The organism is Glycomyces sp. NPDC049804 (assembly GCF_040674615.1).
Classification (GTDB): domain Bacteria; phylum Actinomycetota; class Actinomycetes; order Mycobacteriales; family Micromonosporaceae; genus Glycomyces; species Glycomyces niveus.
Genome location: NZ_JBFAMQ010000001.1, coordinates 118,015 through 144,538, shown reverse-complemented (window position 1 = coordinate 144,538; position 26,524 = coordinate 118,015). Strand labels below are relative to the sequence as shown.

Sequence of the window (26,524 nt, the reverse complement as noted above, 5' to 3'; positions counted from 1 at the left end):
CCGCCCCTGACGAGGGCACGAGGAAAGCATTCCGGTTCGACGGCAGGCGCGGGCGGTTCCCGCGAAATCCGAACAGGACGGTCCGGTTTCGGCGGGGGCCCTGTGCGGCCGGCGGGGACCGGCCGCGCCGGAGCGGGACCGGTCAGGAGCGCTGGCGGGCGGCCTCGTAGAGCGCCACCGAGCCGGCGTTCGCCGCGTTCAGCGACGAGGCGGCCTTGGGCGACATGGGGATTCGCGCCGTGGCGTCGGCGAGTTCGAACCAGGACTTCGCCATGCCCGCGGTCTCGTTGCCGATCACGAGCAGGGTCGGGCCGCGGAGGTCGTGTTCGGACAGCGCCCGCTCGCCGGCCTCGTCAGTGCCGATGACGACCGGCGCGTGCTCCTGCTTGCGCGCCCACTCGACCACTTCATGCGCGGAAGCGGCGCTCACGACCGGCATCGCGAAGAGGCTCCCGGTGGAGGCGCGGACCGCCTTGGGGTCGTACGGGTCCGCGGCGTTGCGGCCGGTGACGACCACGGCGTCGGCACCGAACGCGTCGGCCGAGCGGATCAGCGAGCCGACGTTGCCGGGGCTCGTGGGACGGTCGATGACGATGCCGAGCCAGTCGGGCCGGGTCGCGATGTCGGCGAGCTTCTGCTGCGGGATCTTCACCTGGGCGATGAGTTCGGGCGCCTGCTCGTCCTTCTCCCCCAGCTCGGCGAGGAGCTCGCCTGAGACGGCCGCCTGCTCGATGTGCGGGCGCTCGAGCAGGCCCTGCGCCCAGTCGGAGAGGCGGGCGCGGTCGGCGTCGTAGAGCAGGGCCTCGATCGTCCAGCCGTGCTCGACCGCGAGCGAGATCGGCCGCACCCCCTGCACGAGGAACGACCCGGCCCGGTGCCGCTTGGTGCGGTTGCGCAGCAACGTCTCCCACTGCTGGTACTTGGCGTTGCGCACACTGACCCGCAGTGTTCTCGACATGGTCTCCGGCTTTCGGGTGGTCGGGGAAGAACGTGCGGCAAAAGCTACCATCAGCGGCGGTCCTCCTCCGCCGCCAAGCGCTCGAGCGTGTCCGACAGCTCCCGCAGCAGGCGGTGGACGTCGGCGGCGCGGTCGTCCCCCAGCGCCTCGCAGAGTCGGTCCGCGTAAGCGGCCTGCGCGGGCCCGATGCGCCGCACCGCTTCCCGGCCGAGCGCGGTCGCCGTGACGAGCTTGGCGCGCCGGTGGGCGGGATTGGGAAGGTACTCGACCATGCCGCTCTCGGCCAGGATGTCGGCGATGCGCTGCACGGCCTGGCGGGTGATGCCCATCTCGCGCGCGATGCCCGCGACCGTCAGCGGCGTCCGCAGGACCGCCCCGAGCACCTGCCAGTGCGCCGCGGTCAGGCCGGCCGGCCTGGCCAGTCCCTCCGCGACGTGGAGGAACTGGCCGTTCAGCTTGAACACCGCGAGCGCGATGCCCGCCAGCAGCTCGGGCCGTTCGCTCATGCCGCCTCGCCGACCAGCTCGAAGTACCCCGCCGGGTCGCCGAGGCCGTAGAGCTTGTACCAGGAGGCCAGCACCTCGGGCGTGTACAAGTCGAGGACGGCGAGCACTTCGCGGGCGAAGTCCACCGGCTTCGTGCCTGAGGCGGTGGTGAGCCCGCGGTCGGTGACCGCCGGGACGTCGCAGTAGAGGTCGGCGCCCTTGGACCCGCAGGCCTGCACGAACTCGGGAGCGTTGCTGGTGTGCCGTCGGTCGTCGAGCAGGCCTTCGACGGCGAGCCCGCCGGTCGCCCCGCAGATGGCCGCGACCGGGACGCCGGCGTCGAGGAACCGCCGGGCCTGCTTGGCGAAGGCCGCGTTGCCGCCCGTGAGCCAGGTGTCCGCGCCGGGGAGGATCAGCATCGCGCTGTCCTCGACGCGGAGCGCGTCCAGCGCGAGGTCGGGCGTGATCGCCATGCCGCCCTTGGTCCTGACGGGCGCGAGCGTCTCCCCTACGGTGCGGATCTCGTACCGGCCGGGCTCGCGCTGCCAGTCGGCGCTGTTGATGTGGGCCGTCGCGTAGCCCACCTCCCAGTCGGCCAGGGTGTCGTAGACCGCCAGGTGCACGTATCGCGTCATCGTGGTGCTTCCCTTCATTCGATTGACAATAGCTTGTCATATTGACAACGTGTTGTCAAATCGAATGAGCGGGGACGCGGACGAGAAACGGCCGCAGCGGCTTTGCCGCTGCGGCCGTTCCCGAGTCCGGATCAGCCCGTGTTGCGCAGGCCCGCGGCGATGCCGTTGACCGTGATCAGCAGGGCGCGCTTGAGCTGCGGGTCGACGTCGCCGTCGGCGCCGCCCTCGGAGCGGTAGCGCTTGAGCAGCGAGATCTGCAGGTGGTGGAGCGGCGCGAGGTAGCGGTCGCGGACCTCGAGGGTGCGCGACAGCTGCGGGTTCGCGTCGAGCAGCTTCTCGCCGCCGGTGAGGGCCAGGACCTCGGCGACGGTGCGCGCGTGCTCGGCCTTGATCGTGTCGAAGATCGGCTGCAGCTCGGCGGGGACCAGCGTCGAGACGTACTGGCCCGCGATCGACAGGTCGGTCTTCGCCAGGGTCATCTCCACATTGGAGACGAAGTTGCGGAAGAAGTGCCACTTCTCGTACATCTCGGCGATGTCGTCGCCCAGGCCCGCCTCGCGCGCGGCCGCCAGGCCCGAACCCACGCCGTACCAGCCCGGCACGATCTGGCGCGACTGCGTCCAGCCGAACACCCACGGGATCGCGCGCAGGCCGCCGAGGCCCGCGTCCGTGTTCGGGCGCTTCGACGGACGCGAACCGATGTTCAACGCGCCCAACAGCTCCGTGGGGCTCACGGCCCAGAAGTAGTCGGCCAGGCCCGGCTGCCCGGTCAGCTCCCGGTACACCGCCTTCGAGGCCTCCGAGGTCTGGTCCATCACGCCGAACCAGCGGCCCAGCACGTCCGGCCGGTGGCGCGGCTCGGTGTGCAGCAGCGTCGCCTTCAGCGACGCCGCCACCGTGAGCTCGAGGTTCTCGCGGGCCAGCGCCGGCAGCGTGTACTTGTCGGAGAGCACCTCGCCCTGCTCGGTGATCTTGATGGCCCCGTCGAGCGTGCCCGAGGGCTGGGCCAGGATCGCCTCGTGGGTGGGGCCGCCGCCGCGGCCGATGGTGCCGCCGCGGCCGTGGAAGAGGCGCAGGCGCACACCGTGCTTGTGGGCGACGTCGCGCAGCTGCCGCTGGGCGCTCTGGATGTTCCACTGGCTGGCGGTGATGCCGGCGTCCTTGTTGGAGTCGGAGTAGCCGAGCATGACCTCCTGGACGTCCCCGCGGGCCGCGACGATCGCGCGGTAGGCGGGGAGGCTGAGGAGCCGGTCGAGGAGGGTGTCGGCCCCGGCGAGGTCTTCGACCTCCTCCATGAGCGGGACGAAGCCGATGTCGGCGCGGCCGCGGGCGACGTCGATGAGGCCGGCGTCGCGGGCGAGGATCGCGGGGGCGAGGACGTCGGCCGGGTCGTGGGTCATCGAGATGATGTACGACTCGACGATGGCCTGGCCGAACTGGACCTGGGCGTCGCGGATCGCGTGGAAGACGTTGAAGGTCTTGCGGTTGCGCTCGGCGAGCTCCACGTTCGCGGGCGCGAGGGGGCGCTGCCCGGAGAGCTCCTTCTCCAGGAGGGCGTCGCGCTCGGCGGCGGTGAGGTCGGCGTAGGGCTTGTCGAGTTCGCCGGTGGCGTCGAAGAGCTCGCCGAGGACGGCGTGGTGGGCCTCGGAGTGCTCGCGCACGTCCATGGTGGCGAGCTGGAGGCCGAAGGCCCCGACGGTGCGGATGACGCGGTCGAGGACGCCCTTGGCGGGGAGCTGGCCGCGCTGGCGGGCGAGGGAGTCGCGCATGACCTGGAGGTCGGCGAGGAGTTCGCGGCCGTCGGCGTAGTCGAAGCCGGCGCGGTGCGGGAGCCCTTCGGCGTGGCGGGCGCGGGTGTTGCCGAGCTTGGCCTCGATGGCGCGGGCCTTGAGCCGGTAGGGCTCTTCGGCGTAGATGCGCTTGTACCGCTCGGGGATGTTGTCGAGGACCTTGAAGTCGGCGGCGACGGAGTCGAGGAGCTCCTGCGAGGCGGGGCGCACGGTCTGGGAGACGGAGAGCTCGTTGATGAGCCCGGCGACGGCGCCTTCGGCGGCGGCGATGCCGTGCTCGTGCTGCATGAGGAGGACCTGCTTGGTCACCTCGGGGGTGACGAAGGGGTTGCCGTCGCGGTCGCCGCCGATCCAGGTGCCGAACTTCAGGGGCGCGGAGCCGGGGCGGGGGGAGCCGCCGAGGTCGGTGAGGGTGGCGTTGAGGTCGGTGAGGACCCGCGCGGCCGCGTCCCGGTAGAGGTCGGTGAGGTAGTAGATGGCGTTGCGGGCCTCGTCGGTGGGCTCGGGCTTCTCGACGCGGAGTTCGTCGGTCTGCCACAGGAGGTCGATGATCTCGGCGAGGCGGGAGTTGACGGCGTCGACGTCGGCGGAGCCGAGGACGGCGCGCTCGGCGGTCTCGGCGTCGAGGAGGTCGGCGATGCCGCGGAGCTTCATGAGGATGGAGCGGCGCGCGGCCTCGGTGGGGTGGGCGGTGAAGACGGGGCGCACTTCGAGGCGTTCGGCGGCGGCCGCGATCTGGTCGGCCGGGACGTCCTCGGCGGTGATCTCGGCGCGGGCCTGCGCGAGCCAGCCGCCGTTCTCGGCGCGGGAGCGGCGCATGTCGCGGGCGCGGTGGACCTGCTCGGTGATGTTGGCGAGGTGGAAGTAGGTGGCGAACGCGCGGGCGAGGTCGACCTCTTCGTTCACGTCGAGCTTGGCGAGGCGGGAGGCGACGGCTTCGGGCTGGTGGCGCACCAGGCCGCGGACCTCTTCGACGAGCTCGAGGAGCTGGGGGCCCTCCTGGCGGACGAGTGCCTGGCCGAGGAGGTTGCCGAGCCGGCGGATGTCGCGGCGGAGCTGCTTGTCGTCGGTTCCGCTGGAGGAGTCGAAGTAGTCCATGGAGGTCTCCACTGGTGGTCTGGACGGTGCCAAAGGTATGGCTCCGCAAGCTGCGCCATGAGGCCCGAGGGGGCCGCCCGCGCCGACGTCCTTGTCCGCGGTCCTGCACTAGTGCTCCTAGACGCTGCCGGGTCTAGGTAAAGCGCTGTCAGCGTAACTTACCGGTAATGGCCGCGCCACTTTCTCAGTCCGCCATGCGGGACGATCCGGTTCATAAGCGCCTGGCGCGGGTGAGCAGAGTGACGGCCTCGTGGCTTACGCTGGTGCGACCGAATCCGATGCCGCCCCTGCCCGTAGCACTGCGAAGGGATCCCGACCGCCGATGTCTGACTGGGTACTGCCCGATGAGATCCTCGCCGAGGCGCCGAGCCACACCCCCTTGCCGCACGAACTCGCCGACCTTGAACTGCTGCTGTACGGCGCTTATGCGCCGCTGCGCGGGTTCATGGGCGACGCGGAGGCGCGGGCGGTGACGCGGACCGGGATGCTCCCGGACGGGACGGCGTGGCCGGTTCCGGTGACGCTGGACGTGCCGATCGCGACCGCGCAGCTCCTCGACAACCCCGACCCGAAGCGGCGTGTGCTTCGCATCACTGACCCGGAGGGGGCGCCGGTCGCCGCGGTCGAGTGCCACAGCCTGGACGCGCTCGGGCCGGACATGGTGCGCGTGGGCGGGCCGGTGCGGCGCATCGCCGACGCCGCGCACGGGGTGTTCACGGGCCTGCGGGCGACGCCCGAGCAGGCGAGGACGACCTACACGAAGCCGCGGGTGCTCGCGCTCGTCGCGGACCAGCCCCTGCACCGCCCGCAGCTGGCGCAGCTGGCGCGCGCGGCGCACAACCTGGCCGCGCACGTGCTCGTCATGATCCCCACCGGCGACGAGACCAACGGCGGCCGGGAGCTGCGGCTGCCCACGGCGGCGCTGGTGCGCTCGGTGCTGGCCGCGAAGGACCGGCTGCCGACGGCCACGGTGCTGACCGTGCCGCTGTCGAAGCGCGGCGACAAGCTCCGCGACGGCCTGCTGACCGCGAAGGTGGCGGCCGCGTACGGCGCGACCCACATCATGACCGGCCGGGACGGGCTCGGCGGCGGCGACGGCGTGCGGTCGATGGTGCCGCGCGAGCTGGCGTACGACACGCGCGACGGCCAGTGGCGGCCCATCGAGGACATCGAGCCGCCGTTCCGCCGCAACGCCTTGAGCGACGCCGAGATCGCCGACATGCTCGACCGCGGGTTCGGGCTCCCCGAATGGCACACGCCGCCGAGCGTCGCCGCCGAACTGCGCAAGGCGCGGCCGCCGCGCCGCCAGCGCGGCCTGGTCCTGTTCTTCACGGGCCTTTCGGGTTCGGGCAAGTCCACGATCTCGCGCGGCGTCTACGAGGCGCTGCTGGAGGACGGGACGCGCACGGTGTCGCTGTTCGACGGCGACGTGGTGCGCCGGCTGCTGTCGAGCGGGCTCGGGTTCTCGCGCGCGGACCGGTCGGTGAACATCCGGCGCATCGGGTTCGTGGCGGCCGAGGTGGCGCGGCACGGCGGCATCGGGATGGCCGCCCCGATCGCGCCGTACGAGGCGGACCGGGCCGAGGCGCGGCGCATGGCCGAGGCGGCGGGCGCGGACTTCGTGCTCGTCCACGTCGCCACGCCGCTCGAGGTGTGCGAGGCGCGGGACCGCAAGGGGCTGTATGCGAAGGCGCGCTCGGGCCAGATCCCGGAGTTCACGGGGATCTCGGACCCGTACGAGGAGCCGCCGGCCGCGGAACTGACCATCGACACGAGCGAGATCACGATCGGGGAAGGCGTGGAGCAGGTGCTCGAGTACCTCTCCGAGGGCGGCTGGCTGGAGCCGACCGGCCTGCGGCTGGGTTGAGGACGCAAGAAGGCCCCGGGCGGACGCCCGGGGCCTTTCCCATCGCCTAGAACAGGGTCGACCAGTAGTCCCAGAAGCCGGTGCCGACGATCATGATCACGGCCGCGTACAGCAGGGTCAGGCCGATCCAGTGGTAGCGGAGCAGGTCGTCGACCGCGTCGCGCCAGTCCTCCCCGACCGGGATCGCGCCGGTGTGCAGGTTGCGCACCGTGGTGAACCAGAAGATCGGCAGGACCACGGCCCACACCGCCATGCACCAGGGGCAGAGCACCCCGATCCGGTACACCGACTGGTAGATCAGCCACGACACGAACACGAGCCCGCCGAGCGCGCCGACGTTGAATCCCAGCGCGATCCAGCGCGGCAGCGACACCTTCGACAGCCACAGCGCGCCCATGAAGACCACGAAGGGGAACGCGACGAGCCCGATCATCGGGTTCGGAAACCCGAACACCGAGGCCTGCCAGGTGTTCATCACGGTGCCGCACGACAGCACCGGGTTGAAGTCGCAGGAGATGGCGTGCCCGGGGTCGATGAGCGAGGCGATGCGCTCGTAGGTGAGGTCGAACGCGGCGGCCAGGCCGACCAGGCCGCCCAGGAGCAGGACGAGCCCGGTGACGGTGCGCCCCCGGGCCTCGCGGCCGCTCTCGCCGAAAGCCTCGTCCATCCGCGCTTCCTCCGTACCGGCCGTCCGGACCGCCGTTGCCGCAATCGTGTTCACGCAAGGGTAACGACCGCGGCCCGCGCAGGTTGCGGACAACTGGCCGTTATGTGATGGTTTACGCCCGCAGCGACTTGCCGCCGTCGACCACGAGCGTCTGCCCCGTGATGTACGAAGCCGAAGGCGCGCAGAAGAACACGGCCGCAGCCGCGACCTCTTCGGGGGTGCCGGGGCGGCCCATCGGGCCGTCGAGGCCCTTCTGGAGCTCGGGCACGGTCGAGGAGCCGGTGCGGATGAGGCCCGGCGCGATCGCGTTCACCGTGACGCCGTCGGCGACGACCTCGGTCGCGAGCGCCTTGGTGAGACCGGTGACCCCCGCTTTCGCTGCGGCGTAGGCGGCCTCGGCCGGGACGGCGTTCACGACGCCGGTGGTGGCCGCGATGTTCACGATGCGGCCCCAGCCGCGCTCGGCCATCGACTGCACGAACGCGCGCGAGACCAGGAACGCCGTGTCGAGGTTGCGGGTCAGCTCCGTCCGCCAGTCCGCATAGGACAGCTGCGCGACCGGCTTCACCACGGCTGGATCGGTCTTCGAGGTCAGGCCCGCGTTGTTGACGAGGATGTCGACCTCCCCGATCGCCTCGGCGACCGCGTCGGCGAGACCGCCCACCTCCGCCTCGTCGGCGAGGTCGGCGACGAACCCGATCGCGCCGATCTCCTCGGCGCGTTCGTGAATCCGCTTGGTGGTGGAGACGATCGCGACCGCCGCGCCCGCCAGGCGCAGCCGCGTCGCGATGGCGAACCCGATGCCGTCCGCCGCGCCCGCCCCGGTGACCAGCGCGATCTTTCCGGCGAGCGAGTCGAGTTCCTGCAGCCGCCCGCGGGAGGCCTGCGTCACCTGCCCTTCGCCGGTCGACGGGAGGTCGATCACGTCGGCGAGGCCGCCCCGGTCGACCGTGGCGTAGGCGTCGTCGGCGTCGAAGGAGGAATCGAATGCGTCGGCGCTCGTGCGCGGTTCACTCATGCCCGCAGTCTCTCACGGCACCGTTATCAAACAGATGAGCGGCAGGCCGAACCATGCCGAACCGGCATGCTCGCGGAGAATCCTCCATCAGGCCGTCCACAAGCCCCCACCCACCACGAGAGGGGAAGATACAGCCCACCTTCGCACCCGGGTCCGACAGAACACGGCCCCCGCGGCCCCTGTGTCACCCGAACGTGTCAGCGCCGCGGCGCCCCCGTGGCACCATCGAGGAATGGACCCGCACCCCGAGTCCGGCCTCGGCCCGGTGCTGACCGCCCTGGCGCGCAGCGCGGTCGCGACCTCCTTCGCGCACAGGCCACCCGGAACCGCCGCCCTCATCGCCGCCGAACCGGAGGCCCCGGCCCACGCCGCCGCGCTCGCGAAACGCGAGGCGACCTTCGTGACCCTCGAGCGGGACGGCCGCCTGCGCGGTTGCATCGGTACATTGACGGCCTTGCGGCCCTTGGGCATCGATGTCGTGCGCAACGCCCGGCTCGCCGCCCGCGACCCGCGCCTGCCGCCCGTCGGGGAAGCCGAGGTCGCCTCGCTCCAGGTCACCGTCACGGTCCTGTCCCCGTCCGAGCCGATCGCCGTGCGGGCCTTCACCTCCCTGCTCGACCACTTGCGGCCCGGCCGGGACGGCCTGACCCTCAAGGACAAGGGCGGCCGGCGCGCCACGTTCCTGCCGTCGGTGTGGGCGAGCCTGCCCGAACCCGACCGGTTCGTGGCCGCGCTGCTGCGCAAGGGCCGCTGGCCCCGCCACCTGTGGACGACTGAGCTGCGCGCGGCCGCCTGGCCCGAAGGCCTTGCGGCCGAACGCTACGGCGCCCGCGAGTTCTCCGGTTAGGGCAGCGTGACGAGGGTGCCCTCGGCGGTCTTCACCGCCGCGCCCGCGACCGAGACCGACACGGCCGCACCGTTCTCGACCACGACCTCGCCGTGCAGCGTCGACGGGCGGCCGATCTCGGCGCCCTGCGCGATCTCGTAGGCGTGCACGCCGTCGCCGCCGATGAGCCCCTGGTCGACCAAGTGGACGCCGAGCGCCACGGCCGCCGAGCCGGTCGCCGGGTCCTCGCCGACGCCGCGGTGGAACAGCCGCGCGTGCACCGCGTTCGAGTCCTCGTCGAAGCTGAACAGGTAGACCTTCTCCAGGTGCCCGGGCACATCGGCGGCGGCGGGCACGTCCTCGTCGGCGAGGCGCACGAAGTTGTGGTCGAGGCCGGCGCTGGCGTTCTTGGGGGTGCCGATGATCTTGGCGGGGTCGAGGCCGATCGCGGCGGCGGCCGTCGCGGGGTCGAGTTCGGGGCCGACGCTGATCGCGGTGGAGGTGAGCTTCGCGGTGCCGCCGTCGACGGCGACGGTCATGAGGCCCGCGCCGCATTCCTGGACCACGGTGCCGCCGTTGGGCTCCACGCGACCGGAGGCGACGGCGGCGATGGCCGCGCCGATGGTGGGGTGCCCGGCGAACGGCAGTTCCTCCGCAGGGGTGAAGATCCGCGCGAGATAGTCCGCGCCGGGGGCGGCGGCCGGGAGCACGAACACGGTCTCGGAGAAGTTGAACTCGAGGGCGATCGCCTGCATCTGCGCGGTGGTGAGGGCCTGGCCGTCGAAGACGACGGCGAGCTGGTTGCCCGCGTAGGCGCGGTCGGAGAACACGTCGTAGATCGCGAAAGGAAGCATGGGCCAGTTATAGCGCGGCTCGCCGCCGGGCGCGGCCGGTGCGACGGCAGGCTCCGGGCGGTAAGGCGACGCTCACATTGCCGCAGCGAATCGCGTCGTTACGATTGAGTCATGTCTGACAACGCTGCCGTCGTCGAGGCCGTGCACGAAGCGCTCTCGCACGTCAACGACCCCGAGATCCGCCGCCCGATCACCGAGCTGGGCATGGTCGACACCGTCGAGGTCGACGGCGGTCGCCTGTCCCTCAAGATCCTCCTCACCGTCGCGGGCTGCCCGATGCGCGACACGCTCCAGCGCGACATCGCCGGCGCCGTCGACGGCGTCGAAGGCGTCACCGAACTCGAGCTCGAGTTCGGCGTCATGAGCGAGCAGCAACGCGCCGACCTGCAGACGAAGCTGCGCGGCGGCCGCGCGGGCGCCGAACCGGTGATCCCGTTCAACCTGCCCGAGTCGCGCACGCGCGTGTTCGCGATCGCCTCCGGCAAGGGCGGCGTCGGCAAGTCGTCGATGACGGTGAACCTCGCCGCGGCCCTGGCGCAGAAGGGCCTCTCGGTCGGCATCGCCGACGCGGACATCTACGGGCACTCGATCCCGCGGATGCTCGGCGTCGAGGGCGCGCCCACGCAGGTCGAGGACATGATCATGCCGCCGCAGGCGCACGGGATGAAGGTCATCTCCATCGGGATGTTCACCCCCGGCAACACGGCGGTGGTGTGGCGCGGGCCGATGCTGCACCGCGCGCTCCAGCAGTTCCTCGCCGACGTGTACTGGGGCGAGCTCGACGTGCTCCTGCTCGACCTGCCGCCCGGGACCGGCGACATCGCGATCTCGGTCGCGCAGCTGCTCCCGACCGCGGAGCTCGTGGTCGTGACCACGCCGCAGCAGGCGGCGGCCGAGGTCGCCGAGCGCGCGGGCGCGATCGTCACGCAGACCCACCAGAAGCTCGCCGGAGTGGTGGAGAACATGTCGTGGATGGAGCTGCCCGACGGGTCGCACATCGAGCCGTTCGGCTCGGGTGGCGGCAAGACCGTCGCGGAGGCGCTGACCCGGGACGTGGGCGCGGACGTGCCGCTGCTCGGCCAGATCCCGCTCGACCCGAAGCTGCGCGAAGGCGGCGACGCCGGTGTGCCGCTGGTGATCTCCGACCCCGACTGCGAGGCGTCGCGGGCGATCCGCGCGATCGCCGACCAGCTGGCGGTGCGGAAGGTGTCGCTGGCGGGCAAGCAGCTGGGGCTGAGCCCGGTCTAGGCGCTGGGTCCCGGACTCGGGAACCAGGACTTTTCTGGCTCTAGCCTTCAAAACGGGCATTCGCAGCGCCCCCGGCAACAACCCTGGCACAGGGGTATGACACGAATCTTTTGAGCGGCGGCCCTCGGGTGTTGAGGGCCGCCGCTCTTATTTCCCCAGTTTCCGGATCAAAGCTTGCGGACGGTGACGGCGGTGCCGTAGGCGCACACCTCGGTGCCCATGTCGCGGGCGTCGGAGACGTCGAAGCGCATCATCACGACCCCGTTGGCGCCCAAGGACTTCGCCTGGTCGACCATGCGGGTGAGGGCTTCCTCGCGGGAGGTGGCGAGGGCCTTGGTGAGGCCCTTCAGCTCGCCGCCGAGGAGCGACTTGAAGCCCGAGCCGACGTCGGAGAAGAAGTTGCGGGACCGCACGGTGAGGCCGAACACCTCGCCGTGGGTGTCGAGCACTTCGTAGCCCGGCACGTTCTCGGTCGTCACGACCACGAACCCCGAAGCGGTGGGATTGGCGCCGCCGAACTCTCCAACTCTGTCCATGCGGACCAGGCTATGCGCGGATCCGGCCGCTCACCTCGCTCTTCGGGATGAACCTGCGGAAGGCGCGTAGCACTCGGGTACTACACCCCGGGAACACCAGAGGCCCCGGCCGGAGCCGGGGCCTTCGCGCTGACGGGTCTACTGGGCGCTGTGCAGGGCGGCGTTCAGCTCGCCCCAGGTGCCGGTGCGCGGGCGCACCTCGAGCCTGCCGGTCTGCGTGTTCGTCCAGAACTGCAGGTTGTCCTTGCCCGAGAGGGTCGCGGCCTTGACGATCTCGCCGTCGGGGGTGGTGACCTTCGAGCCGGCGGTCACGTAGCAGCCGGCGGCCACGACGCAGTTGTCGCCCAAGGAGATCCCGATGCCGGCATTCGCGCCGAGGAGGCAGCGCTCGCCGATCGAGATGACCTCCTTGCCGCCGCCCGAGAGCGTCCCCATGATCGAGGAGCCGCCGCCGATGTCCGAGCCGTCGCCCACGAGCACGCCCGCGGAGATGCGGCCCTCGACCATCGAGTTGCCGAGCGTCCCGGCGTTGAAGTTCACGAAGCCCTCGTGCATGACCGTGGTGCCCTCGGCGAGGTGCGCGCCCAGTCGCACGCGGGAGGCGTCGGCGATGCGCACGCCCGACGGGGTCACGTAGTCGGCCATCGGCGGGAACTTGTCGAGGGACTTGACCTCGAGCTGCTGGCCCTGGCCGCGCAGTTCGAGGCGGGCCGCGTTGACCGCGTCGGCCGGGACGGGGCCGAAGTTCGTCCAGGCGTTGTTCGGCAGCAGGCCGAAGATGCCCTCGAGGTTGATCGAGTGCGGGATGACGAACCGGTGCGAGAGCAGGTGCAGCCGCAGGTACACGTCGGCGGTGTCCTCCGGGGCCTCCGCGAGGGACTTGACGGTGATCGACACGCCCTTCGAGGTCGTGCCGGTCGGGTTGGCCCGCTCGAGGTCCGGCGTCTCGACCCCCGCGGGGGCCTCGCCGAGGCCGAGGCGGGTGAACCACACGTCGAGGACCGTGCCGTCGGAGGCGACCGTGGCCACGCCGACGCCCCATGCACCTTCAGTCAGGAAATCACTCATGCGAAAAGCCTATCGACGCGGCGGGTATCGTCTGCGGATGTGACAGTTTTGAGTGAGGCAGTCCTCGCCGACCCGGTCGCGCTGACCAGGGCCCTGTGCGACATCCCGTCCGTGTCCTGGAACGAGGCGGCGATCTGCGACCAGGTCGAGGCGGCCCTCAAGCCCTTGCAGCACTTGACGGTCGAGCGGATCGGGAACACGCTCGTGGCCCGCACCGAACTCGGCCGGGGGCGCCGCGTCATGCTCGCGGGGCACCTCGACACGGTCCCGGTCAACGACAACTTCCCCACCCGCCTCGACGGCGACGTGCTGTGGGGCCTGGGCACCTCCGACATGAAGTCGGGCACGGCGCTCGCCCTGTGGATCGCGGCCACCGTGCCGAACCCGAAGTTCGACCTGAGCTTCGCGTTCTACGACCGCGAAGAGGTCGAAGCCGAGCACAACGGCCTCAACCGGCTCTCCCGGACCCGCCCCGAACTGCTCGCCGCCGACTTCGCGATCCTCCTCGAGCCCACCTACGGGCTCGTCGAGGCCGGCTGCCAGGGCACCATGCGGGTGCGGGTGAAGACCAGCGGGAAGCGGGCGCACTCGGCGCGGTCCTGGAAGGGCGAGAACGCGATCCACAAGATCGCGCCCGTCCTGGAGCGGCTGAACGCGTACGAGGCGCGCGAGGTCGAGGTCGACGGCTGCACCTACCGGGAGGGCCTGAACGCGGTCTTCATCGGCGGCGGCGTCGCCGGGAACGTGATCCCCGACGAGGCCTGGGTCGACGTGAACTTCCGGTTCGCGCCCGACCGCGACGAGGCCGCCGCCGAGGCGCACGTCCGCGAGGTCTTCGCCGGATTCAACGTGCTCGTCTCCGACACCGCCCCTTCCTGCCGCCCCGGGCTCGACAGGCCCGAGGCCGCCGAGTTCGTCGCCGCCGCCGGAGGCGAGTTCCGTGCGAAACTCGGCTGGACCGACGTGGCCCGCTTCGCGACCTTGGGCATTCCCGCCGTGAACTACGGGCCGGGCGATCCGAACCTCGCCCACAAGCAGGACGAACGCGTCGAGATCCCGCGCATCCGCGCCTGCGCGGAAGCGCTGCGAGCCTATGTGGAGGAATCATGAGCCGTCCGAAGCGCCATGTCACCGCCGATGAGAAGGTGCTGGACGCCGCGCACCGCGAGGAGTGGAAGCAGCGCGCCGCCTGGCGGGTCATGAAGTTCCAGGCCGAGTTCGTCGAGGGCTTCGAGGCGATGGAGGCCGCCGACCTCGGCGACGCGATCTGCGTCTACGGCTCAGCGCGCACCCCGGTCGACTCCGAGGAGTACAAGCTCGGCGTCGACCTGGGGCGCAAGCTGGGGGAGGCGGGTTTCTCCGTCATCACCGGCGGCGGCCCCGGCGCGATGGAGGCCGCGAACCGCGGCGCCGTCGAGGCGGGCGTCAAATCGGTCGGGCTCGGCATCGAGCTGCCGTTCGAGCAGGGCATCAACGAGTTCGTGCACATCGAGCTCGACTTCAAGTACTTCTTCGTCCGCAAGGTCATGTTCCTGAAGTACTCGTGCGGGTTCTGCGCGCTGCCGGGCGGCTTCGGCACCATGGACGAGCTGTTCGAGGCGTTGACCCTGGTGCAGACCGGGAAGGTCGGCAAGTTCCCGATCGCGCTCGTCGGCTCGAGCTACTGGGGCGGGCTCTACGAGTGGCTGCGGCAGTCGATGCTCATCGAGGGCAAGATCAGCCCGCAGGACGTCGACCTGCTCATGATGACCGACGACGTCGACGAAGCCGTCGAGCACATGCGGCTCGCTCGCTGAGGGCGTCCGCGGCCTAGAGGCTGCGGTGCGGGGCCTTCGGCGGCTTGTCGCCCTTGATCGCGGCGACCATGTCGAGGACCTCCCGCGTCGCGGCCACATCGTGCGCGCGGAAGACGCGCGCGCCGTTCCACGCCGAGATCGCCGTCGCCGCGAGGGTCCCGTTCAGCCGCCGGTCCACCGGCAGGTCCAGCGTCTCGCCGACGAAGTCCTTGCGGGACAAGGCCACCAGCACCGGCCAGCCGGTCGCCGCGAGCTCGTCGAGGCGGCGGGTGAGGTCGAGCGAGTGGTAGGTGGTCTTGCCGAAGTCGTGCGTGGGGTCGATGAGGATGCCGTCCGCGCGCACCCCGGCCGCCACCGCCGCCTCCGCGCGAGCCACCAGCTCGGCGCGGACCTCGGCGACCACGTCCCCGTAGACGGCCTTCGCTGCCACCGTGCGCGGCTCCAGGCCGCCGGTGTGCGAGACGACGAAGCCCGCGCCCGTGTCGGCGGCGACCTCGATCACGCTCGGGTCCCAGCCCGCCCACGTGTCGTTGATGAGCTCCGCCCCGGCCGCGACCGCCTCCCGGGCCACCTCGCCGCGCCATGTGTCCACGGAGATGACCAGGTCGGGGTGGCGGTCGTGGACCGCCGCGATGAACGGCACCACGCGCTCGATCTCCTCGGCCGCCGACACCTCGGGCCCGTCGCCGGCCTTCACGCCGCCGATGTCGACGATGTCCGCCCCGTTGGCCACCGCGTTGTCCACCGCGGCCACCGCCGCCTCGAACGCGAAGGTCGCCCCCGAGTCGTAGAAGGAGTCGGGCGTGCGGTTGACGATCGCCATCACCGCGTAGTCGCCCTCATCGAACACCCGTCGGCCCAGTTTCAACGCTCGCATCCGTCTATGCTGACAGCCGCCACGGCCACCCGCCACCAGAAGGAGCCACCCGATGCCCCGCTTCGACCGGTCGCACACCGACGACCTCGCCGCGTACATCAAAGCCAGCCCCACCCCGTACCACGCGTGCGCCGAAGCGGGCCGCAGGCTCGAGGCTGCCGGGTTCGAACGACTGGACGAGACCCGGGACTGGGACGACTACGACTCCGAGGCCACAGGCCAGTACGTCGTGCGCGACGGCTCGATCATCGCCTGGCGCGAGCCGGAGTACGTGCCGGAGTCGGTCCGCATCTTCGGCGCGCACACCGACACGCCCGCGTTCAAAGTGAAGCCGAACCCCGACACCGGCTCCGCGGGATGGAAACAGGTCGCCGTGGAGGTCTACGGCGGCGTGCCGCACCAGACCTGGCTCGACCGCGACCTCGGCGTCGCCGGCCGACTCGTGATGCGCGACGGCGCCGAAGTGCTCGTCAATGTGGACCGGCCGCTCCTGCGGATTCCCCGCCTCGCCATCCACCTCGACCGGGGCGTGAACGAGGGCCAGAAACTCAACGCCCAGTCGCAGCTCACCCCGATCTGGGGCCTCGGACAGCCCCGCGACGGCGAGTTCCTCGAGTTCATCGCCGCCGAAGCCGGGGTGGACGCGGACGACATATTCGGCCACGACCTCTTCACCGTCGCCCTCGACGAGCCCGCCTACCTCGGCAAGGACGAGGAGCTGTTCGCGGCCTGGCGGCTGGACAACCTGACCAGCACCCACGCCGGCATCGCCGCGCTGATCGCCGCCGACGACACGGGGGCCAAGGTCCCCATGCTCGCCTCGTTCAACTACGAGGAGATCGGGTCGATGACCTACTCGGGCGCGCAAAGCCCGTTTCTGGAATCGGTGCTCCGCCGGTGCCTGCGCGACGACTACGACACCGTCATCGCCGCCAGCGCCATGATGTCCTCCGACACCGGGAACGCGATCCACCCGAACTACCCGGAGAAGCACGAGCCGGGGCACCGGCCGATCCCCGGCGGCGGCCCGATGATCAAGGTGAGCGCGAACCAGCGGTATGCGAGCGGCGCGGAGGAGCAGGCGCTGTTCCGGCGCTCGGCCGAGAAGGCCGGGATTCCGTGGCAGACGTACGTGAACCGCAACGACATCCCGGGCGGGACGACGATCGGCCCGATCTCGGGCACGCAGCTGGGCATCCTGACCGTGGATGTGGGCCTGCCGATCCTGTCGATGCACTCGGCGCGGGAGCTGTGCGGGGCCGAGGACCCGGGTCTCCTCGCGGATCTGGCGCTGGGACTGTTCACCCACTAGGCCGTTCACCCACAAGAACGTGCCTCCCCGGTATGGTGAGACCGTTGCGGGACACGGCCTCGGCGAAGCTCGCGAGCCGTGCATGGGCAAGGAGGCGCTTTGACTTGGCGGACCGAACTGGAGCGGGCGGCCGCTCGTCTGCGCGACGCCGCCGGCGCCGCCGACCAGGCCGAGGATCTGCTTCGGCAGGATGCTTCGCGTTTGGCCGCAACGGGAGTCGAGGCGCGGCGCGCTGAGCTCGCCGAGCGGCTGCGCGGGGTCGCCGCGACCGCGGCGACGGGCTGGCTCGGGGACGAGCTGGCCGCGATCGCGCCGGGCGCGCCGTTGTGGACGGACGCGCCGTCCACTGAGGCGGTGCGGATCGGCACGGCCGAGATCGAAGACGCGCCGGCGTTCCCCGCGCTCGCCGGGCTGCTCGGCAAGGGCCACTTGGTGTGCGACGGGGACGCCGCCGACCCGCGCGTGGCCGGGATGCTGCAGTCGCTGCTGCTGCGGATCGTCGCCGCGCACCCGAACCTCGAACTGAGCCTGGTGGACGGCGTGACCCTCGGGCAGGTGTTCGCGCCCGCCACGGCGCTCGTGGACGCCGGGATCGCCGGTCCGGTGGCCACGGACCACCTCGCGCTCGCGCGGGTCCTCACGGCCGCGGAGAAGCGACTCACGGAGCTGCGCGACATCGCCGCGCGGGGCCAGTCGATCGCGGACCGGCCGTTCCATCTGATCGTGATCGCGGGGCTGCCGCCCGAGGTGGGCAGTTCGGTGAGGGAGCGGCTGGCGGCGCTGGCGCACGCGGGGCCTTCGGCGCGTTGCCATCTGGTGCTGTGCGGGTGGCGGCAGCTGCCGCATCGGGAGGCGCTGCCCGCGATCGAGCACGCGACGTACTTGTCCTGCAACGCGAGCGGCGTGCGGTTGGGGAGTCTGCCGCTGCCGGTGCGGTTGGACGCGGCGCCGTCGCCGGCCCTTGCGCGCGCGGTGTACGGGTCGCGGGCGCAGCAGCGCAAGGAGGCCGGGGAGCTCAGTGTGGGCGATCTGGTGCCGGAGGTGCTGTGGTCGGCTTCGAGCCGGGACGGCCTGTCGACGGTGATCGGCCGGGACCAGGCGGGGTCGTCGACGGGCGGGGATGTGGAGGTCGCGTTCGACGACGCGACGCCGCACTGGCTCATCGGCGGTCGCACCGGCGGCGGCAAGACGGTGTTCCTGCTCGATGTGCTGTACGGGCTCGCGACGCGGTACTCCCCCGCCGAGCTGGAGCTGTACCTGCTGGACTTCAAGGAGGGCGTCTCGTTCACCGAGTTCACGCCCTCGCATCTGGACCCGTCGTGGATTCCGCATGTGCGGGCGGTCGGGGTGGAGTCGGACCGCGAGTACGGGGTGGCGGTGCTGGGGGCGCTGCGGGCGGAGTTGTCGCGGCGCGCGGGCCTGATGAAGCGCGCGGGGGCGACGCGGCTGGCGCGGTTGCGGGAGCTGCGGCCGGATCTGCCGCTGCCGCGGATCGTGGCGGTGGTGGACGAGTTCCACGTGCTGTTCGCCGGGAACGACCGGCTCGCCGGTGAAGCGGTGGCGCATTTGGAGGAACTGGCGCGCAAGGGCCGCTCGTACGGGGTGCATCTGGTGCTGGCGTCGCAGACGATCTCGGGGATCGAGGCGCTGTACTCGAAGAAGGACTCGATCTTCGGGCAGTTCCCGCTGCGGGTGGCGCTGCCGGGCGCGAAGCACCTGCTGGACGAGGGCAATGACGCGGCGGACGGGATCAGCGTCGGCCAGGCGGTGATCAACGACGCCGGAGGCATCAAGGGCCGCAACCGGACCTGCCGGTTCCCGGACGCGTCGAGCGCGGAGGAGCTGCTGACGGGGTTGCGTCGGCAGCTGTGGGAGCGGCGGGACTCGGACGTGGAGCCGGTGGTGTTCCGCGGCTTCGACGAGCAGCATCTGGAGGACGATCCGCGGTTCGCGGAGCTGGCGCCGACGCATGCGCCGGTGGCGCTGCTGGGCCGGGCGGTGGACGTGCACATGTCGTCGGTGGGCTACCAGTTCGACCGCAGCCCGGGGCGGCACCTGGCGGTGCTGGGCACGTCTGCGGTGGCCGCGGACCTGGTCGCGGCGGCCGCGATTTCGCTGGGGCGCCAGCATGAGCCGGGGAGCGTCGCGTTCGAGGTCGTGGCGACGGCCGTGGGCGTCGAGGACACGGCGCGGCAGGTCCTGGCCGAGCTCGAGGCGGGGGGCCACGAGTGCCGGCAGCTCGCGCCGGGTTCGATCCTGAGCGGGAAGCGCGGCATGCCGACGTACCTGGTGTGGTTCGGCGCGGACGGCGCCGACGGGCAGCCCGCGGCGCTGCGGGACCTGCTGCTGCACGGCCCGGCCGAGGGCGTGCACGTGATCGGCTGGTGGCGGGGCGCGCGGCGGTTCCTTGACGACATCGGCGGCTCGGCCGGGCGCGAGCACTGCGCCGGGGTGGTGGCGCTCAACATCGCGGGGAACGACCTGGCGGCGATCACGGGCGGGTACGAGCGCACCTGGGAGGCGCGCACGAACCGGTGCCTGGTGATCGACCGCCACGCGGGCACCGAGACGCTCGCGGTGCCGTACGTGCGGCCCGGCCGGCTCGACGGCCTGCCGGTCCAGGACCTCCCCGGGAAGGTGGAGTCGCGATGAGCCTCAGCGCATACGAGGACCTGGTGCACGAGCTGGCGCGGCTCGACGCGGACACGGCCGCGAGCACCGCGCAGGCGACGCGGGCGCTGGAGCGCCGCCGCGAGACCCTGCGCGAGGTGCGGTCGGGGATCGACGAGGAGATGGTCGACCTCGCGCAGCTGTGCGCGCGGTTGCGGCACAGTACGCCGGACTTCACGGCTCGGCAAGTCGACGACGGTGCGGGCGAGTTGCCTGGGCGGCAAGGCGAGCCCGATGCGGACCTCGTGCTGGAGCGGGCGAAGACGGCGCTGCGGGAGGCCGAGGCGGCCCGGACGGCGACGACGCGGGCCGCGCAGCGGCCGACGCTGCTGCCCAAGTCGCACCATGTGGTGCGGGAGCTGCTGGTGTACGGCTCGTGCATGGTCGCGTGCCTGGCGGTGCAGTTCGTCTACCTGGCCGCGTCGGGCGGCGGGGGCGAGTCCGCGCTGTGGGTCGCGTTCCTGCTGCCGGTGGTCGCGACGCTCGTCGGATATGTGCTGGTGGGGATGGCCAACCGGCCGCGCCTGCCCATGCTGGACCGGACCGGCAAGCCCATCAAGGCGGTCGTCCCCCACAACCCGCGTCTGGGAGTGACCCTCGCGGTCTGCACAATGGCGCTGTTCGCCTATTTCGCGTTCTTCGCTTAGAACCGCTTGGAGGAGCCCCGTGGGTAGCTTGCTTATGGAGTTCGCGCTGCCGCTGGTCGTCGCCGCCATCGGCGTGTGGATCGCCTTCGCGATCGTCGTGTGGGCCACCGGCCGCGACTCGCTTCTGGACACTGCCCCGGCGGTGCCCCCGCTCGGCCTCGGGGAGGGCGAGCCGGTCACCGAGACGGCCGTCGCCTCCGTCAGATTCGACACCGGCATGCGCGGCTACCGCACCGACCAGGTGGACGCGGCGCTGGACCGGCTCGCGTGGGAGATCGGCCGCCGCGACGAGCTGCTCGCCGAGATGCAGTCGCGGCTCGACGGGACCGCGGACACCGAGGAGCTGCGCTCGCCCGAGGAGGACGACGCGCTCCGGATCGCCAACGAGGGCGCGACGGGCGACCCCGGCACGGACGAGGCCGCCCTCGACGGCGCCGTCCCCGAGGGTGCCGCCTCCGACAGTGAGGCAGGGCGCGAGGGGCCCGGGGAGACGGCGCCGCGCAGTGAGGCGTGATGGGATATGCCCATGCGTTATTGGCTGCTGGCGTTGAACGAAGACGAGTACACCGAGCAACAGGCCTACGAGGTCGAAGCGGTCGAGCCCCCGGCGCGCGCCGAGGGCGTCGCGGACGGCGACGAGGTGGCCCTGGCCGGGCCGGAGGGCGTGTTCGCGCTCGGCGAGGTGAAGGGCGCGGCGATCGTGTACCGACGCCGCCTCGAGGCGCCCGCCAGGACCGTCGAGACCGAGCAGGTCTACGGCTCCGCCGAGGCCGAGGGCGCAGAGGGCTGGATCGAGCTCAACCCGGAGGCGTGGGAGAACCTGGTCCGGGCGCTGCCGACCCCCGAGCGCCGCAGCGACTGGCTGGTGACCCTCTCGATGCCCATCGAGGCGATCGACAAGGCCGAGGCCGTGCGCCAGTTCTGGTCGTACATCCGCTCGCTCGGTCCGAAGGAGCTGCCGACCTTCGTTTCGCCCTACGGAAGGGAACTTGAGGGCACTTCGTTCCTTTTGGGCGTCGAGCACGAGCAGGACCCTGAGGAATAAGTGACTCAGGTCACGCTCCGTTAAGAAAAATCACGCAAGTCGCAAAAGGCACTTTTCAGCTGATTTCTACGCAACTTTGTCACATACTCGGAGGGGCGAGTTGGCCGTCGGCCTGCTCATCAGGGAAACTTGATCTAGCAACGTCGAGTCGCAACCTGCGGCCTTGGATCGAGGGGAGACCAAAATGGCGGCCATGAAGCCGCGGACCGGTGACGGACCGCTTGAAGTCGCACAAGAGGGCCGGGGCATCATCCTGCGGATGCCACTCGAAGGCGGCGGTCGGCTGGTCGTGGAGATGAGCCCCGAGGAAGCCCAAACCCTGCAGAAGGAGCTCGAAGGAGCCCTCGAGTAATCGAGGCTCCCTACCACCCCCGGCGACCGACCCCACCGCCAAACGGTCTGCGAGCCCGCCTCGAACGCTCTCGGGGCGGGCTCTTCCCGTGCGCTCCGCACGGCACCGCGCGGCATCCGGACGGACCATCCGTCATCGGGCGGAATGCCGGGGCAGGTGAACGAGCGGCATATCCGGCATAGACTTTCAGTCATGACTTCCGGCACCCAGCCGCCCCAGGCAGATCCGGGCAATCCGCAACACCCCGAGGCGAACGCGAGCGCGCCGCACGAGACCGCGCCGCGACCCGACATGCAGCCCCCGGCGCCCGCGGCACCGGCCGCGCAGGACCCGGCCGCTCCGCAAACCGCGTACCCGGCCGCACAAGATCCGACGGCCTCGCCGGCCGCCTACCCGCAGGACCCCGCGTCCGCGTACGGGGCGCCCGAGATGCAGCCGCCCGCGCCGAACCCGGAGCACCGCCCCGCGGAGTCGACGCTGCCGCCGACCGGGTACCCGGCCGCCCAGGCGCCCGCGATGCCGCCGTCCGCCTACCAGACCGACCCGGCCGCGCCTTCCGGCGCGCCGGCCATGGCCGCGCCCGTCCAGCAGCCGTACGCCGCCCCGCAGGCGGACCAGTCCGCGTGGTGGCACCCCGCCGCCGCGTCCGACCCCTGGCGCGACCCCGGCAGCCGCGCCGTCATCGAGACCCGCCCGGCCCCCCACGCGCCCGCACCCGAGCCGCTCCCGGCCCGCGTGCCGCGCTCCAGGCCCGCGCTGGGCATCGTCATCGCCGTCTCCGCCGTCACCGCACTCATCGCCGGGGTCCTCGGCGCGGCCATCGGCATCTGGGCCACCCGCTCCGACTCCGGCAACGGCAGCTTCCTCGGCGCCGAGCCGCAGGTCGAACGCGACGTCGACTCCGTCGCCGGCGTCGTCGAGCAGATCATGCCCTCCGTCGTCACCGTGCTCACCGCCGACGGCGGCAACGGCTCGGGCTTCATCGTCTCCGACGACGGCTACGTCCTCACCAACCACCACGTGGTCGTCGGCGGCGGCACCGAGGCCGCCGAAACCCTCCAGGTGCTCTTCAGCGACGGCAACGTCACCACCGCCGAAGTCATCGGCTCCGACCCCGACTCCGACGTCGCCGTGCTCCGCATCGAAGGCGACGAGCACCCCGCGATGGTCCTCGCCGACTCCGACCAGGTCGCCGTCGGCGACCCCGTCCTCGCCGTCGGCGCGCCGCTCGGGCTCTCCTCCACCGTCACCGAGGGCATCGTCTCGGCGATCGACCGGCCGGTCCTCACCGAGAACAACAACGGCGAGGTCGAGTCCGTGATGGCCGCGATCCAGACCGACGCCGCCATCAACCCCGGCAACTCCGGCGGACCGCTCACCGACATCGCCGGCCAGGTCATCGGCATCAACACCGCCATCGCCTCCACCGCCGCCGAAGGCGAGGCCGGCAACATCGGCATCGGCTTCGCCATCCCGATCAACCAGGCCAAGCGCATCGCCGACGAGATCATCGCGACCGGCACCGCCAGCCACACCGTGCTCGGCGCCGAGCTCGGAGAATCCGAATTGGGGATCGGGGTGACCCTCAGCAAGGTCCTCGACGGCTCCCCCGCCGCCGACGCCGGACTCCAGGACGGCGACGTCGTGACCAGCTTCAACGGGAACATGGTGGCCGAGAACACCGAGCTGATCGCGCTCATCCGCAAGCTCGCGCCGGGCACCGTTGTGACCGTCGTCTACGAGCGCGATGGCGAGGAGCACAGCGCGCAGGTCACGCTGGAAGCGGCCACCGACTGACGTGGGAGTACTCTAGGCGGAGGTTTCTCAGGTATCAGCAGGTACAACAGTCGGGCAGTAGGAGGATCAGCGTGTTCGGAGGCTTTGGCGGAACCGAGTTCCTGGTCATCATCCTCATCGCCATCTTCCTGTGGGGTCCCGACAAGCTGCCCAAGGCGCTGGCGAACCTCCGCCGGTTCATCTCGAAGGCCCGCAACATGGCGTCGAACGCCGCCGCGGACCTCAGCCGCGAGATCGGCACCGACATCCGGCCCGAGGACCTGAACCCCAAGACCTTCGTCCGCAAGCACATCCTGACCGAAGAGGACCAGGAGATGCTGACGAGCCCCCTCAAGTCCACGATGCGCGACCTCCAGGAGGGCACCAAGCCGCTCCAGGAGGGCCTGACGGACACCACGCGCGAAATCGAGAGCACCCGCCGCGACGTCAACCGCGGCAGCATCACCCGCAAGACCCACGGCACCAACGGTTCCGGGGCCAACGGGTCCGACGCCGCGGCCGAGCCGGCCGCCGAGCGCACGCGCGACCGGGCCGCCAGCTTCGACGACGTGACCTGAGCCGGTAGCGCCTGTCGGCCCCCCGTGCGACACTGCGGGGATGATCGGCACATGGCACGGCCTCATCATCGACTGTCCCGACCCGCACGCGCTCTCGGCGTTCTACCGACAGGTCCTGGGCATGGTCCAAGTGCAGGACGACGGCGACTGGGTGGTCATCGGCACCGGCCCGGACCAACCCGGGATCGCCTTCCAGCAGGCCGAGGTGTACATGCCCTCGACCTGGCCCGACCCTTCGATCCCGCAGCAGATGCACCTCGACATCAAGGTCGGCTCGCTCGACGAGGGCGAGCGGCAGGTGCTCGAGCTCGGGGCGCGGCGGCTGGAGGGCGGCGGCGAGACCTTCCGGGTCTTCGCCGACCCGGCCGGACACCCGTTCTGCCTCGTCACGGAGTGACCTGGCGAATCTGAACCTGAGAACGACGCAGCGGCGCGGGCCGGAGCCCGCGCCGCTGCGATTGCGTACGTCTAGTAGCTCGTGGCCGCGCCGGTACCGAACGTGGCGAGGATCGAGCCGACCGCGATGAGGATGACGACCGCGATCGCGCAGACGACGATGCCCAGCACGAGGCCGGTGATCGCCTGGCCCTTGCCGGCCGCCAGACCCGCGTTGATCTTCTTGAGCGAGACGCCGCCGAGGATCGCGGCGATGATGCCGCAGACGATGGAGGCGAAGCTGCCGACGTAGGGGATGCACAGGCCCGCGACGGCGATGATGCCGAGCACCATCGAAGCGATCGCCTGGCCCTTGGGCAGCTGCGGGCCGTAGCCCGGCGCGCCGTACGCCGGCGGGTAGCCCGGGGCCTGCGGCGGCAGCTGCGGCGCGGGGCCGTAGCCGGGCTGCTGGGGCGGGTAGCCGGGCTGCTGGGGCTGCGAGGGGTTCTGGGGCTGGGAACCGGGCTGGCTGCCGTACGGGTCGTACTGGAAGCCGCCCTGACCGGACTGGTCCGGAGGAGGCGGAGGATAGGTCATCGCTGTAGCTCTCTACTCGGGCGGAAACGGCGCGGGGACGTTCACGATAGCCGACAGTCGCCACCCGCGGGGACACGGCCGGATCGGGAAAGCCGCAAAAGCCGCAGGTCAGGCGTTTTACTTGGGGGCCTTGAGGAGTCGGCCGCGCAGGACGATGGCCGCGGGCTCGCGGGCGGCGGCGATGTCGGCCCGCGGGTCGCGTTCAAAGACGACGAGGTCGCCCAGATCCGTTGGGACGCCGAGCCATTCGCGGGCGCGCCAAGAGGAGGCGGCGACGACCTCCGCGGCCGGGATCCCGGCCTTCTCGTGCAGCAGGCGCATCTCCTCGGCGGCGAGGCCGTGGTCGATGCCGCCGCCGGCGTCGGTGCCGAGGTAGACGGGAACGCCCGCCTCCCAGGCGGCGCGCACGACCTCGGGGAAGCCCTGTTTGAGGCGGCGCATGTGGTCGGCGTAGCGGGGGAACTTGACGTCGGCCCCGGCGGCGATGTCGTCGAACGTCTCGATGTTGATCATGGTGGGCACCAAGGCGATCCCGCGCTCGGCCATGCGGTCGAGGAGGTCGGGCGCGAGCCCCGTGCCGTGCTCGACGGAGTCGACGCCCGCTTCGACGACGCAGGCGACGGCCTCCTCGGAGAAGGTGTGCACGGCGACCTTGGCGCCCTCGGCTTGGGCGGCATGGATTGCGGCCGTGAGGATCTCGGGCTCGAACGAGGGGGCGAGGTCGCCCTTGCCGCGGTCGATCCAGTCGCCGACGAGCTTGACCCAGCCGTCGCCGAGCTTGGCTTGGCGGGCGAGGGCGGCGACGGCCTCGTGCGGCTCGCATTCGAGGCCGATGCCGCGCAGGTAGCGGCGGGAGGCGGCGATGTGGTGCCCGGCCCGGATGAGTCGCGGCAGGTCGTCCTCGCCCACGAGTTCCGGGTACGGGTAGGGCGACCCGGCGTCGCGGATGGCGAGCACCCCGGTGTCGCGGTCGGTGCGAGCCAGTGCGCGGGCCTCGTCGAGGCTCTCGATCGGGATCGGGCCGCGGCGGATCCCGATGTGGCAGTGGGCGTCCACGAGCCCGGGCAGCGCGAACCCGGCGGTGGCGACGGTGCGGGCGCCGGGCACGGGCTCGAACCCGAGCCGGTCGCCGTCGACGTACACGTCGCGCACGGTGTCGTCGGGCAGCCAGACGACTCGGAAATGCAGCGGCTCGAGCGGCGCGGGCGAAAGCGGTGCGAGTGCGTTCATCGCATCGCAGTATCGCCCGTACGGCTCCGGAGGTTCAACGGGGGCGCGCGGACCGGCGAAGTCCTCGAGACGGGGGCATGTTGGACGGGCGAGCCGCCGGCGCCGGTGACGGCTGCGCGGCGCTGGTGGCCGTCACCGGTCGAGCGGTACCTGGCGATGACGGCCGAGGCAGGGGCGGGGCGCGGGCGCGGGTGAGCCGACCGCGCCCCGCGCAGGTTT

At 71.5% G+C, this 26,524-nt stretch carries 26 protein-coding genes; 14 read left to right on the top strand and 12 right to left on the bottom strand.

The features are described 5' to 3' along the window. Nucleotides 1-142: 142 nt before the first annotated feature. The 4 genes from AB0K52_RS00675 to ppc all read right to left on the bottom strand — a co-directional run bounded on the left by AB0K52_RS00675 (nucleotide 143) and on the right by ppc (nucleotide 4,966). Complete coding sequence (locus AB0K52_RS00675) at nucleotides 143-958, bottom strand: TrmH family RNA methyltransferase (RefSeq protein ID WP_363524157.1); 816 nt, start codon at nucleotides 956-958, stop codon at nucleotides 143-145. 50 nt (nucleotides 959-1,008) lie between these two features. After that, a complete protein-coding gene (locus AB0K52_RS00670; RefSeq protein ID WP_363524154.1) occupies nucleotides 1,009-1,464 on the bottom strand; it encodes a MarR family transcriptional regulator in 456 nt (151 codons plus the stop codon). Further along, nucleotides 1,461-2,078 (bottom strand): DJ-1/PfpI family protein, encoded by a 618-nt coding sequence (locus AB0K52_RS00665; RefSeq protein ID WP_363525008.1) that lies wholly within the window; start codon nucleotides 2,076-2,078, stop codon nucleotides 1,461-1,463. Before AB0K52_RS00665 ends, AB0K52_RS00670 begins: the two co-directional genes overlap by 4 nt. 131 nt (nucleotides 2,079-2,209) lie before the next feature. Next, a complete protein-coding gene (gene ppc, locus AB0K52_RS00660) occupies nucleotides 2,210-4,966 on the bottom strand; it encodes a phosphoenolpyruvate carboxylase (protein ID WP_363524151.1) in 2,757 nt (918 codons plus the stop codon). Nucleotides 4,967-5,288: 322 nt separating this feature from the next. Here ppc and cysC point away from each other — a divergent pair, with 322 nt between their 5' ends. Then, a complete protein-coding gene (gene cysC, locus AB0K52_RS00655) occupies nucleotides 5,289-6,833 on the top strand; it encodes an adenylyl-sulfate kinase (RefSeq protein ID WP_363524148.1) in 1,545 nt (514 codons plus the stop codon). A 46-nt stretch (nucleotides 6,834-6,879) separates the two neighbouring features. Here the strand turns inward: cysC and AB0K52_RS00650 are convergent, their stop codons facing one another. Beyond that, on the bottom strand, nucleotides 6,880-7,500 hold the full coding sequence (locus AB0K52_RS00650; RefSeq protein ID WP_363524145.1) for a vitamin K epoxide reductase family protein: 621 nt from the start codon (nucleotides 7,498-7,500) through the stop codon (nucleotides 6,880-6,882). A 112-nt stretch (nucleotides 7,501-7,612) separates the two neighbouring features. Beyond that, a complete protein-coding gene (locus AB0K52_RS00645; RefSeq protein WP_363524143.1) occupies nucleotides 7,613-8,518 on the bottom strand; it encodes an SDR family oxidoreductase in 906 nt (301 codons plus the stop codon). A gap of 232 nt (nucleotides 8,519-8,750) precedes the next feature. Here AB0K52_RS00645 and amrA point away from each other — a divergent pair, with 232 nt between their 5' ends. Further along, nucleotides 8,751-9,365, top strand: coding sequence for an AmmeMemoRadiSam system protein A (gene amrA / locus AB0K52_RS00640; RefSeq protein WP_363524140.1), 615 nt, complete (start codon nucleotides 8,751-8,753; stop codon nucleotides 9,363-9,365). Here the strand turns inward: amrA and AB0K52_RS00635 are convergent. Next, nucleotides 9,362-10,198, bottom strand: a complete 837-nt coding sequence (locus AB0K52_RS00635) for a PhzF family phenazine biosynthesis protein (RefSeq protein ID WP_363524137.1) — start codon at nucleotides 10,196-10,198, stop codon at nucleotides 9,362-9,364. The genes amrA and AB0K52_RS00635 overlap by 4 nt on opposite strands. A 111-nt stretch (nucleotides 10,199-10,309) precedes the next feature. Between AB0K52_RS00635 and AB0K52_RS00630 the strand changes: the two genes are divergently transcribed. Next, complete coding sequence (locus AB0K52_RS00630) at nucleotides 10,310-11,446, top strand: Mrp/NBP35 family ATP-binding protein (RefSeq protein WP_363524134.1); 1,137 nt, start codon at nucleotides 10,310-10,312, stop codon at nucleotides 11,444-11,446. Between the two features lie 167 nt (nucleotides 11,447-11,613). On the opposite strand, the gene AB0K52_RS00625 is transcribed toward AB0K52_RS00630, so the two are convergent. Both AB0K52_RS00625 and dapD read right to left on the bottom strand, forming a co-directional pair. Beyond that, the gene (locus AB0K52_RS00625) at nucleotides 11,614-11,982 is read right to left on the bottom strand and encodes a YbjQ family protein (protein ID WP_363524131.1); all 369 of its coding nucleotides are present in this window, start codon (nucleotides 11,980-11,982) and stop codon (nucleotides 11,614-11,616) included. A 138-nt stretch (nucleotides 11,983-12,120) separates the two neighbouring features. Continuing rightward, nucleotides 12,121-13,050: a 2,3,4,5-tetrahydropyridine-2,6-dicarboxylate N-succinyltransferase gene (gene dapD, locus AB0K52_RS00620; RefSeq protein ID WP_363524128.1), complete on the bottom strand. Its 930-nt coding sequence runs from the start codon at nucleotides 13,048-13,050 to the stop codon at nucleotides 12,121-12,123. 39 nt (nucleotides 13,051-13,089) lie between these two features. Between dapD and dapE the strand changes: the two genes are divergently transcribed. Beyond that, a complete protein-coding gene (dapE, locus tag AB0K52_RS00615) occupies nucleotides 13,090-14,160 on the top strand; it encodes a succinyl-diaminopimelate desuccinylase (RefSeq protein ID WP_363524126.1) in 1,071 nt (356 codons plus the stop codon). After that, entirely contained in the window at nucleotides 14,157-14,846 is a 690-nt protein-coding gene (locus tag AB0K52_RS00610; protein ID WP_363524123.1) for a TIGR00730 family Rossman fold protein, read from the top strand. The genes dapE and AB0K52_RS00610 overlap by 4 nt, the downstream gene beginning before the upstream one ends. A gap of 13 nt (nucleotides 14,847-14,859) precedes the next feature. On the opposite strand, the gene folP is transcribed toward AB0K52_RS00610, so the two are convergent. Next, entirely contained in the window at nucleotides 14,860-15,723 is an 864-nt protein-coding gene (gene folP, locus AB0K52_RS00605) for a dihydropteroate synthase (protein ID WP_363524120.1), read from the bottom strand. 52 nt (nucleotides 15,724-15,775) lie between these two features. On the opposite strand from folP, the gene AB0K52_RS00600 reads away from it, so the two are divergent. The 9 genes from AB0K52_RS00600 (at nucleotide 15,776) to AB0K52_RS00560 (ending at nucleotide 24,500) form a co-directional block, all read left to right on the top strand. Beyond that, nucleotides 15,776-17,035 (top strand): M18 family aminopeptidase, encoded by a 1,260-nt coding sequence (locus tag AB0K52_RS00600; protein WP_363524118.1) that lies wholly within the window; start codon nucleotides 15,776-15,778, stop codon nucleotides 17,033-17,035. 99 nt (nucleotides 17,036-17,134) lie between these two features. Then, nucleotides 17,135-19,687 carry an FtsK/SpoIIIE domain-containing protein gene (locus AB0K52_RS00595; RefSeq protein ID WP_363524115.1) on the top strand — a complete coding sequence of 851 codons (2,553 nt, stop codon included), beginning with the start codon at nucleotides 17,135-17,137 and terminating at the stop codon, nucleotides 19,685-19,687. Beyond that, nucleotides 19,684-20,352 (top strand): hypothetical protein, encoded by a 669-nt coding sequence (locus AB0K52_RS00590; RefSeq protein ID WP_363524112.1) that lies wholly within the window; start codon nucleotides 19,684-19,686, stop codon nucleotides 20,350-20,352. Before AB0K52_RS00595 ends, AB0K52_RS00590 begins: the two co-directional genes overlap by 4 nt. 19 nt (nucleotides 20,353-20,371) lie before the next feature. Beyond that, nucleotides 20,372-20,866 (top strand): DivIVA domain-containing protein, encoded by a 495-nt coding sequence (locus AB0K52_RS00585; RefSeq protein ID WP_363524110.1) that lies wholly within the window; start codon nucleotides 20,372-20,374, stop codon nucleotides 20,864-20,866. A gap of 12 nt (nucleotides 20,867-20,878) precedes the next feature. Then, nucleotides 20,879-21,397: a hypothetical protein gene (locus tag AB0K52_RS00580; protein WP_363524107.1), complete on the top strand. Its 519-nt coding sequence runs from the start codon at nucleotides 20,879-20,881 to the stop codon at nucleotides 21,395-21,397. 184 nt (nucleotides 21,398-21,581) lie between these two features. After that, a complete protein-coding gene (locus tag AB0K52_RS00575; RefSeq protein WP_208495467.1) occupies nucleotides 21,582-21,749 on the top strand; it encodes a DUF3117 domain-containing protein in 168 nt (55 codons plus the stop codon). Nucleotides 21,750-21,941: 192 nt separating this feature from the next. Beyond that, entirely contained in the window at nucleotides 21,942-23,546 is a 1,605-nt protein-coding gene (locus AB0K52_RS00570) for a trypsin-like peptidase domain-containing protein (protein WP_363524104.1), read from the top strand. 71 nt (nucleotides 23,547-23,617) lie between these two features. Next, the gene (locus AB0K52_RS00565; RefSeq protein WP_363524101.1) at nucleotides 23,618-24,103 is read left to right on the top strand and encodes a hypothetical protein; all 486 of its coding nucleotides are present in this window, start codon (nucleotides 23,618-23,620) and stop codon (nucleotides 24,101-24,103) included. A gap of 40 nt (nucleotides 24,104-24,143) precedes the next feature. Further along, nucleotides 24,144-24,500 carry a VOC family protein gene (locus tag AB0K52_RS00560; protein WP_363524098.1) on the top strand — a complete coding sequence of 119 codons (357 nt, stop codon included), beginning with the start codon at nucleotides 24,144-24,146 and terminating at the stop codon, nucleotides 24,498-24,500. A 71-nt stretch (nucleotides 24,501-24,571) separates the two neighbouring features. Here the strand turns inward: AB0K52_RS00560 and AB0K52_RS00555 are convergent, their stop codons facing one another. Together AB0K52_RS00555 and AB0K52_RS00550 are read right to left on the bottom strand one after the other, a co-directional pair. Further along, on the bottom strand, nucleotides 24,572-25,075 hold the full coding sequence (locus AB0K52_RS00555; RefSeq protein ID WP_363524095.1) for a DUF4190 domain-containing protein: 504 nt from the start codon (nucleotides 25,073-25,075) through the stop codon (nucleotides 24,572-24,574). A gap of 117 nt (nucleotides 25,076-25,192) precedes the next feature. Beyond that, nucleotides 25,193-26,305 carry an amidohydrolase family protein gene (locus tag AB0K52_RS00550; protein WP_363524093.1) on the bottom strand — a complete coding sequence of 371 codons (1,113 nt, stop codon included), beginning with the start codon at nucleotides 26,303-26,305 and terminating at the stop codon, nucleotides 25,193-25,195. Nucleotides 26,306-26,524 lie beyond the last annotated feature (219 nt).

Excerpts from the sequence above, each read along its gene's own strand:
- AB0K52_RS00580 (WP_363524107.1), top strand. The coding sequence starts at position 20,879 with ATGCGTTATTGGCTGCTGGCGTTGAACGAAGACGAGTACACCGAGCAA.
- AB0K52_RS00550 (WP_363524093.1), bottom strand. The coding sequence starts at position 26,305 with ATGAACGCACTCGCACCGCTTTCGCCCGCGCCGCTCGAGCCGCTGCAT.
- cysC (WP_363524148.1), top strand. The coding sequence starts at position 5,289 with ATGTCTGACTGGGTACTGCCCGATGAGATCCTCGCCGAGGCGCCGAGC.
- ppc (WP_363524151.1), bottom strand. The coding sequence starts at position 4,966 with ATGGACTACTTCGACTCCTCCAGCGGAACCGACGACAAGCAGCTCCGC.
- AB0K52_RS00555 (WP_363524095.1), bottom strand. The coding sequence starts at position 25,075 with ATGACCTATCCTCCGCCTCCTCCGGACCAGTCCGGTCAGGGCGGCTTC.
- AB0K52_RS00645 (WP_363524143.1), bottom strand. The coding sequence starts at position 8,518 with ATGAGTGAACCGCGCACGAGCGCCGACGCATTCGATTCCTCCTTCGAC.
- AB0K52_RS00665 (WP_363525008.1), bottom strand. The coding sequence starts at position 2,078 with ATGACGCGATACGTGCACCTGGCGGTCTACGACACCCTGGCCGACTGG.
- AB0K52_RS00675 (WP_363524157.1), bottom strand. The coding sequence starts at position 958 with ATGTCGAGAACACTGCGGGTCAGTGTGCGCAACGCCAAGTACCAGCAG.
- AB0K52_RS00575 (WP_208495467.1), top strand. The coding sequence starts at position 21,582 with ATGGCGGCCATGAAGCCGCGGACCGGTGACGGACCGCTTGAAGTCGCA.
- AB0K52_RS00635 (WP_363524137.1), bottom strand. The coding sequence starts at position 10,198 with ATGCTTCCTTTCGCGATCTACGACGTGTTCTCCGACCGCGCCTACGCG.
- folP (WP_363524120.1), bottom strand. The coding sequence starts at position 15,723 with ATGCGAGCGTTGAAACTGGGCCGACGGGTGTTCGATGAGGGCGACTAC.
- dapD (WP_363524128.1), bottom strand. The coding sequence starts at position 13,050 with ATGAGTGATTTCCTGACTGAAGGTGCATGGGGCGTCGGCGTGGCCACG.
- AB0K52_RS00650 (WP_363524145.1), bottom strand. The coding sequence starts at position 7,500 with ATGGACGAGGCTTTCGGCGAGAGCGGCCGCGAGGCCCGGGGGCGCACC.
- AB0K52_RS00610 (WP_363524123.1), top strand. The coding sequence starts at position 14,157 with ATGAGCCGTCCGAAGCGCCATGTCACCGCCGATGAGAAGGTGCTGGAC.
- AB0K52_RS00630 (WP_363524134.1), top strand. The coding sequence starts at position 10,310 with ATGTCTGACAACGCTGCCGTCGTCGAGGCCGTGCACGAAGCGCTCTCG.
- AB0K52_RS00600 (WP_363524118.1), top strand. The coding sequence starts at position 15,776 with ATGCCCCGCTTCGACCGGTCGCACACCGACGACCTCGCCGCGTACATC.
- AB0K52_RS00570 (WP_363524104.1), top strand. The coding sequence starts at position 21,942 with ATGACTTCCGGCACCCAGCCGCCCCAGGCAGATCCGGGCAATCCGCAA.
- AB0K52_RS00625 (WP_363524131.1), bottom strand. The coding sequence starts at position 11,982 with ATGGACAGAGTTGGAGAGTTCGGCGGCGCCAATCCCACCGCTTCGGGG.
- AB0K52_RS00590 (WP_363524112.1), top strand. The coding sequence starts at position 19,684 with ATGAGCCTCAGCGCATACGAGGACCTGGTGCACGAGCTGGCGCGGCTC.
- AB0K52_RS00670 (WP_363524154.1), bottom strand. The coding sequence starts at position 1,464 with ATGAGCGAACGGCCCGAGCTGCTGGCGGGCATCGCGCTCGCGGTGTTC.
- AB0K52_RS00560 (WP_363524098.1), top strand. The coding sequence starts at position 24,144 with ATGATCGGCACATGGCACGGCCTCATCATCGACTGTCCCGACCCGCAC.
- amrA (WP_363524140.1), top strand. The coding sequence starts at position 8,751 with ATGGACCCGCACCCCGAGTCCGGCCTCGGCCCGGTGCTGACCGCCCTG.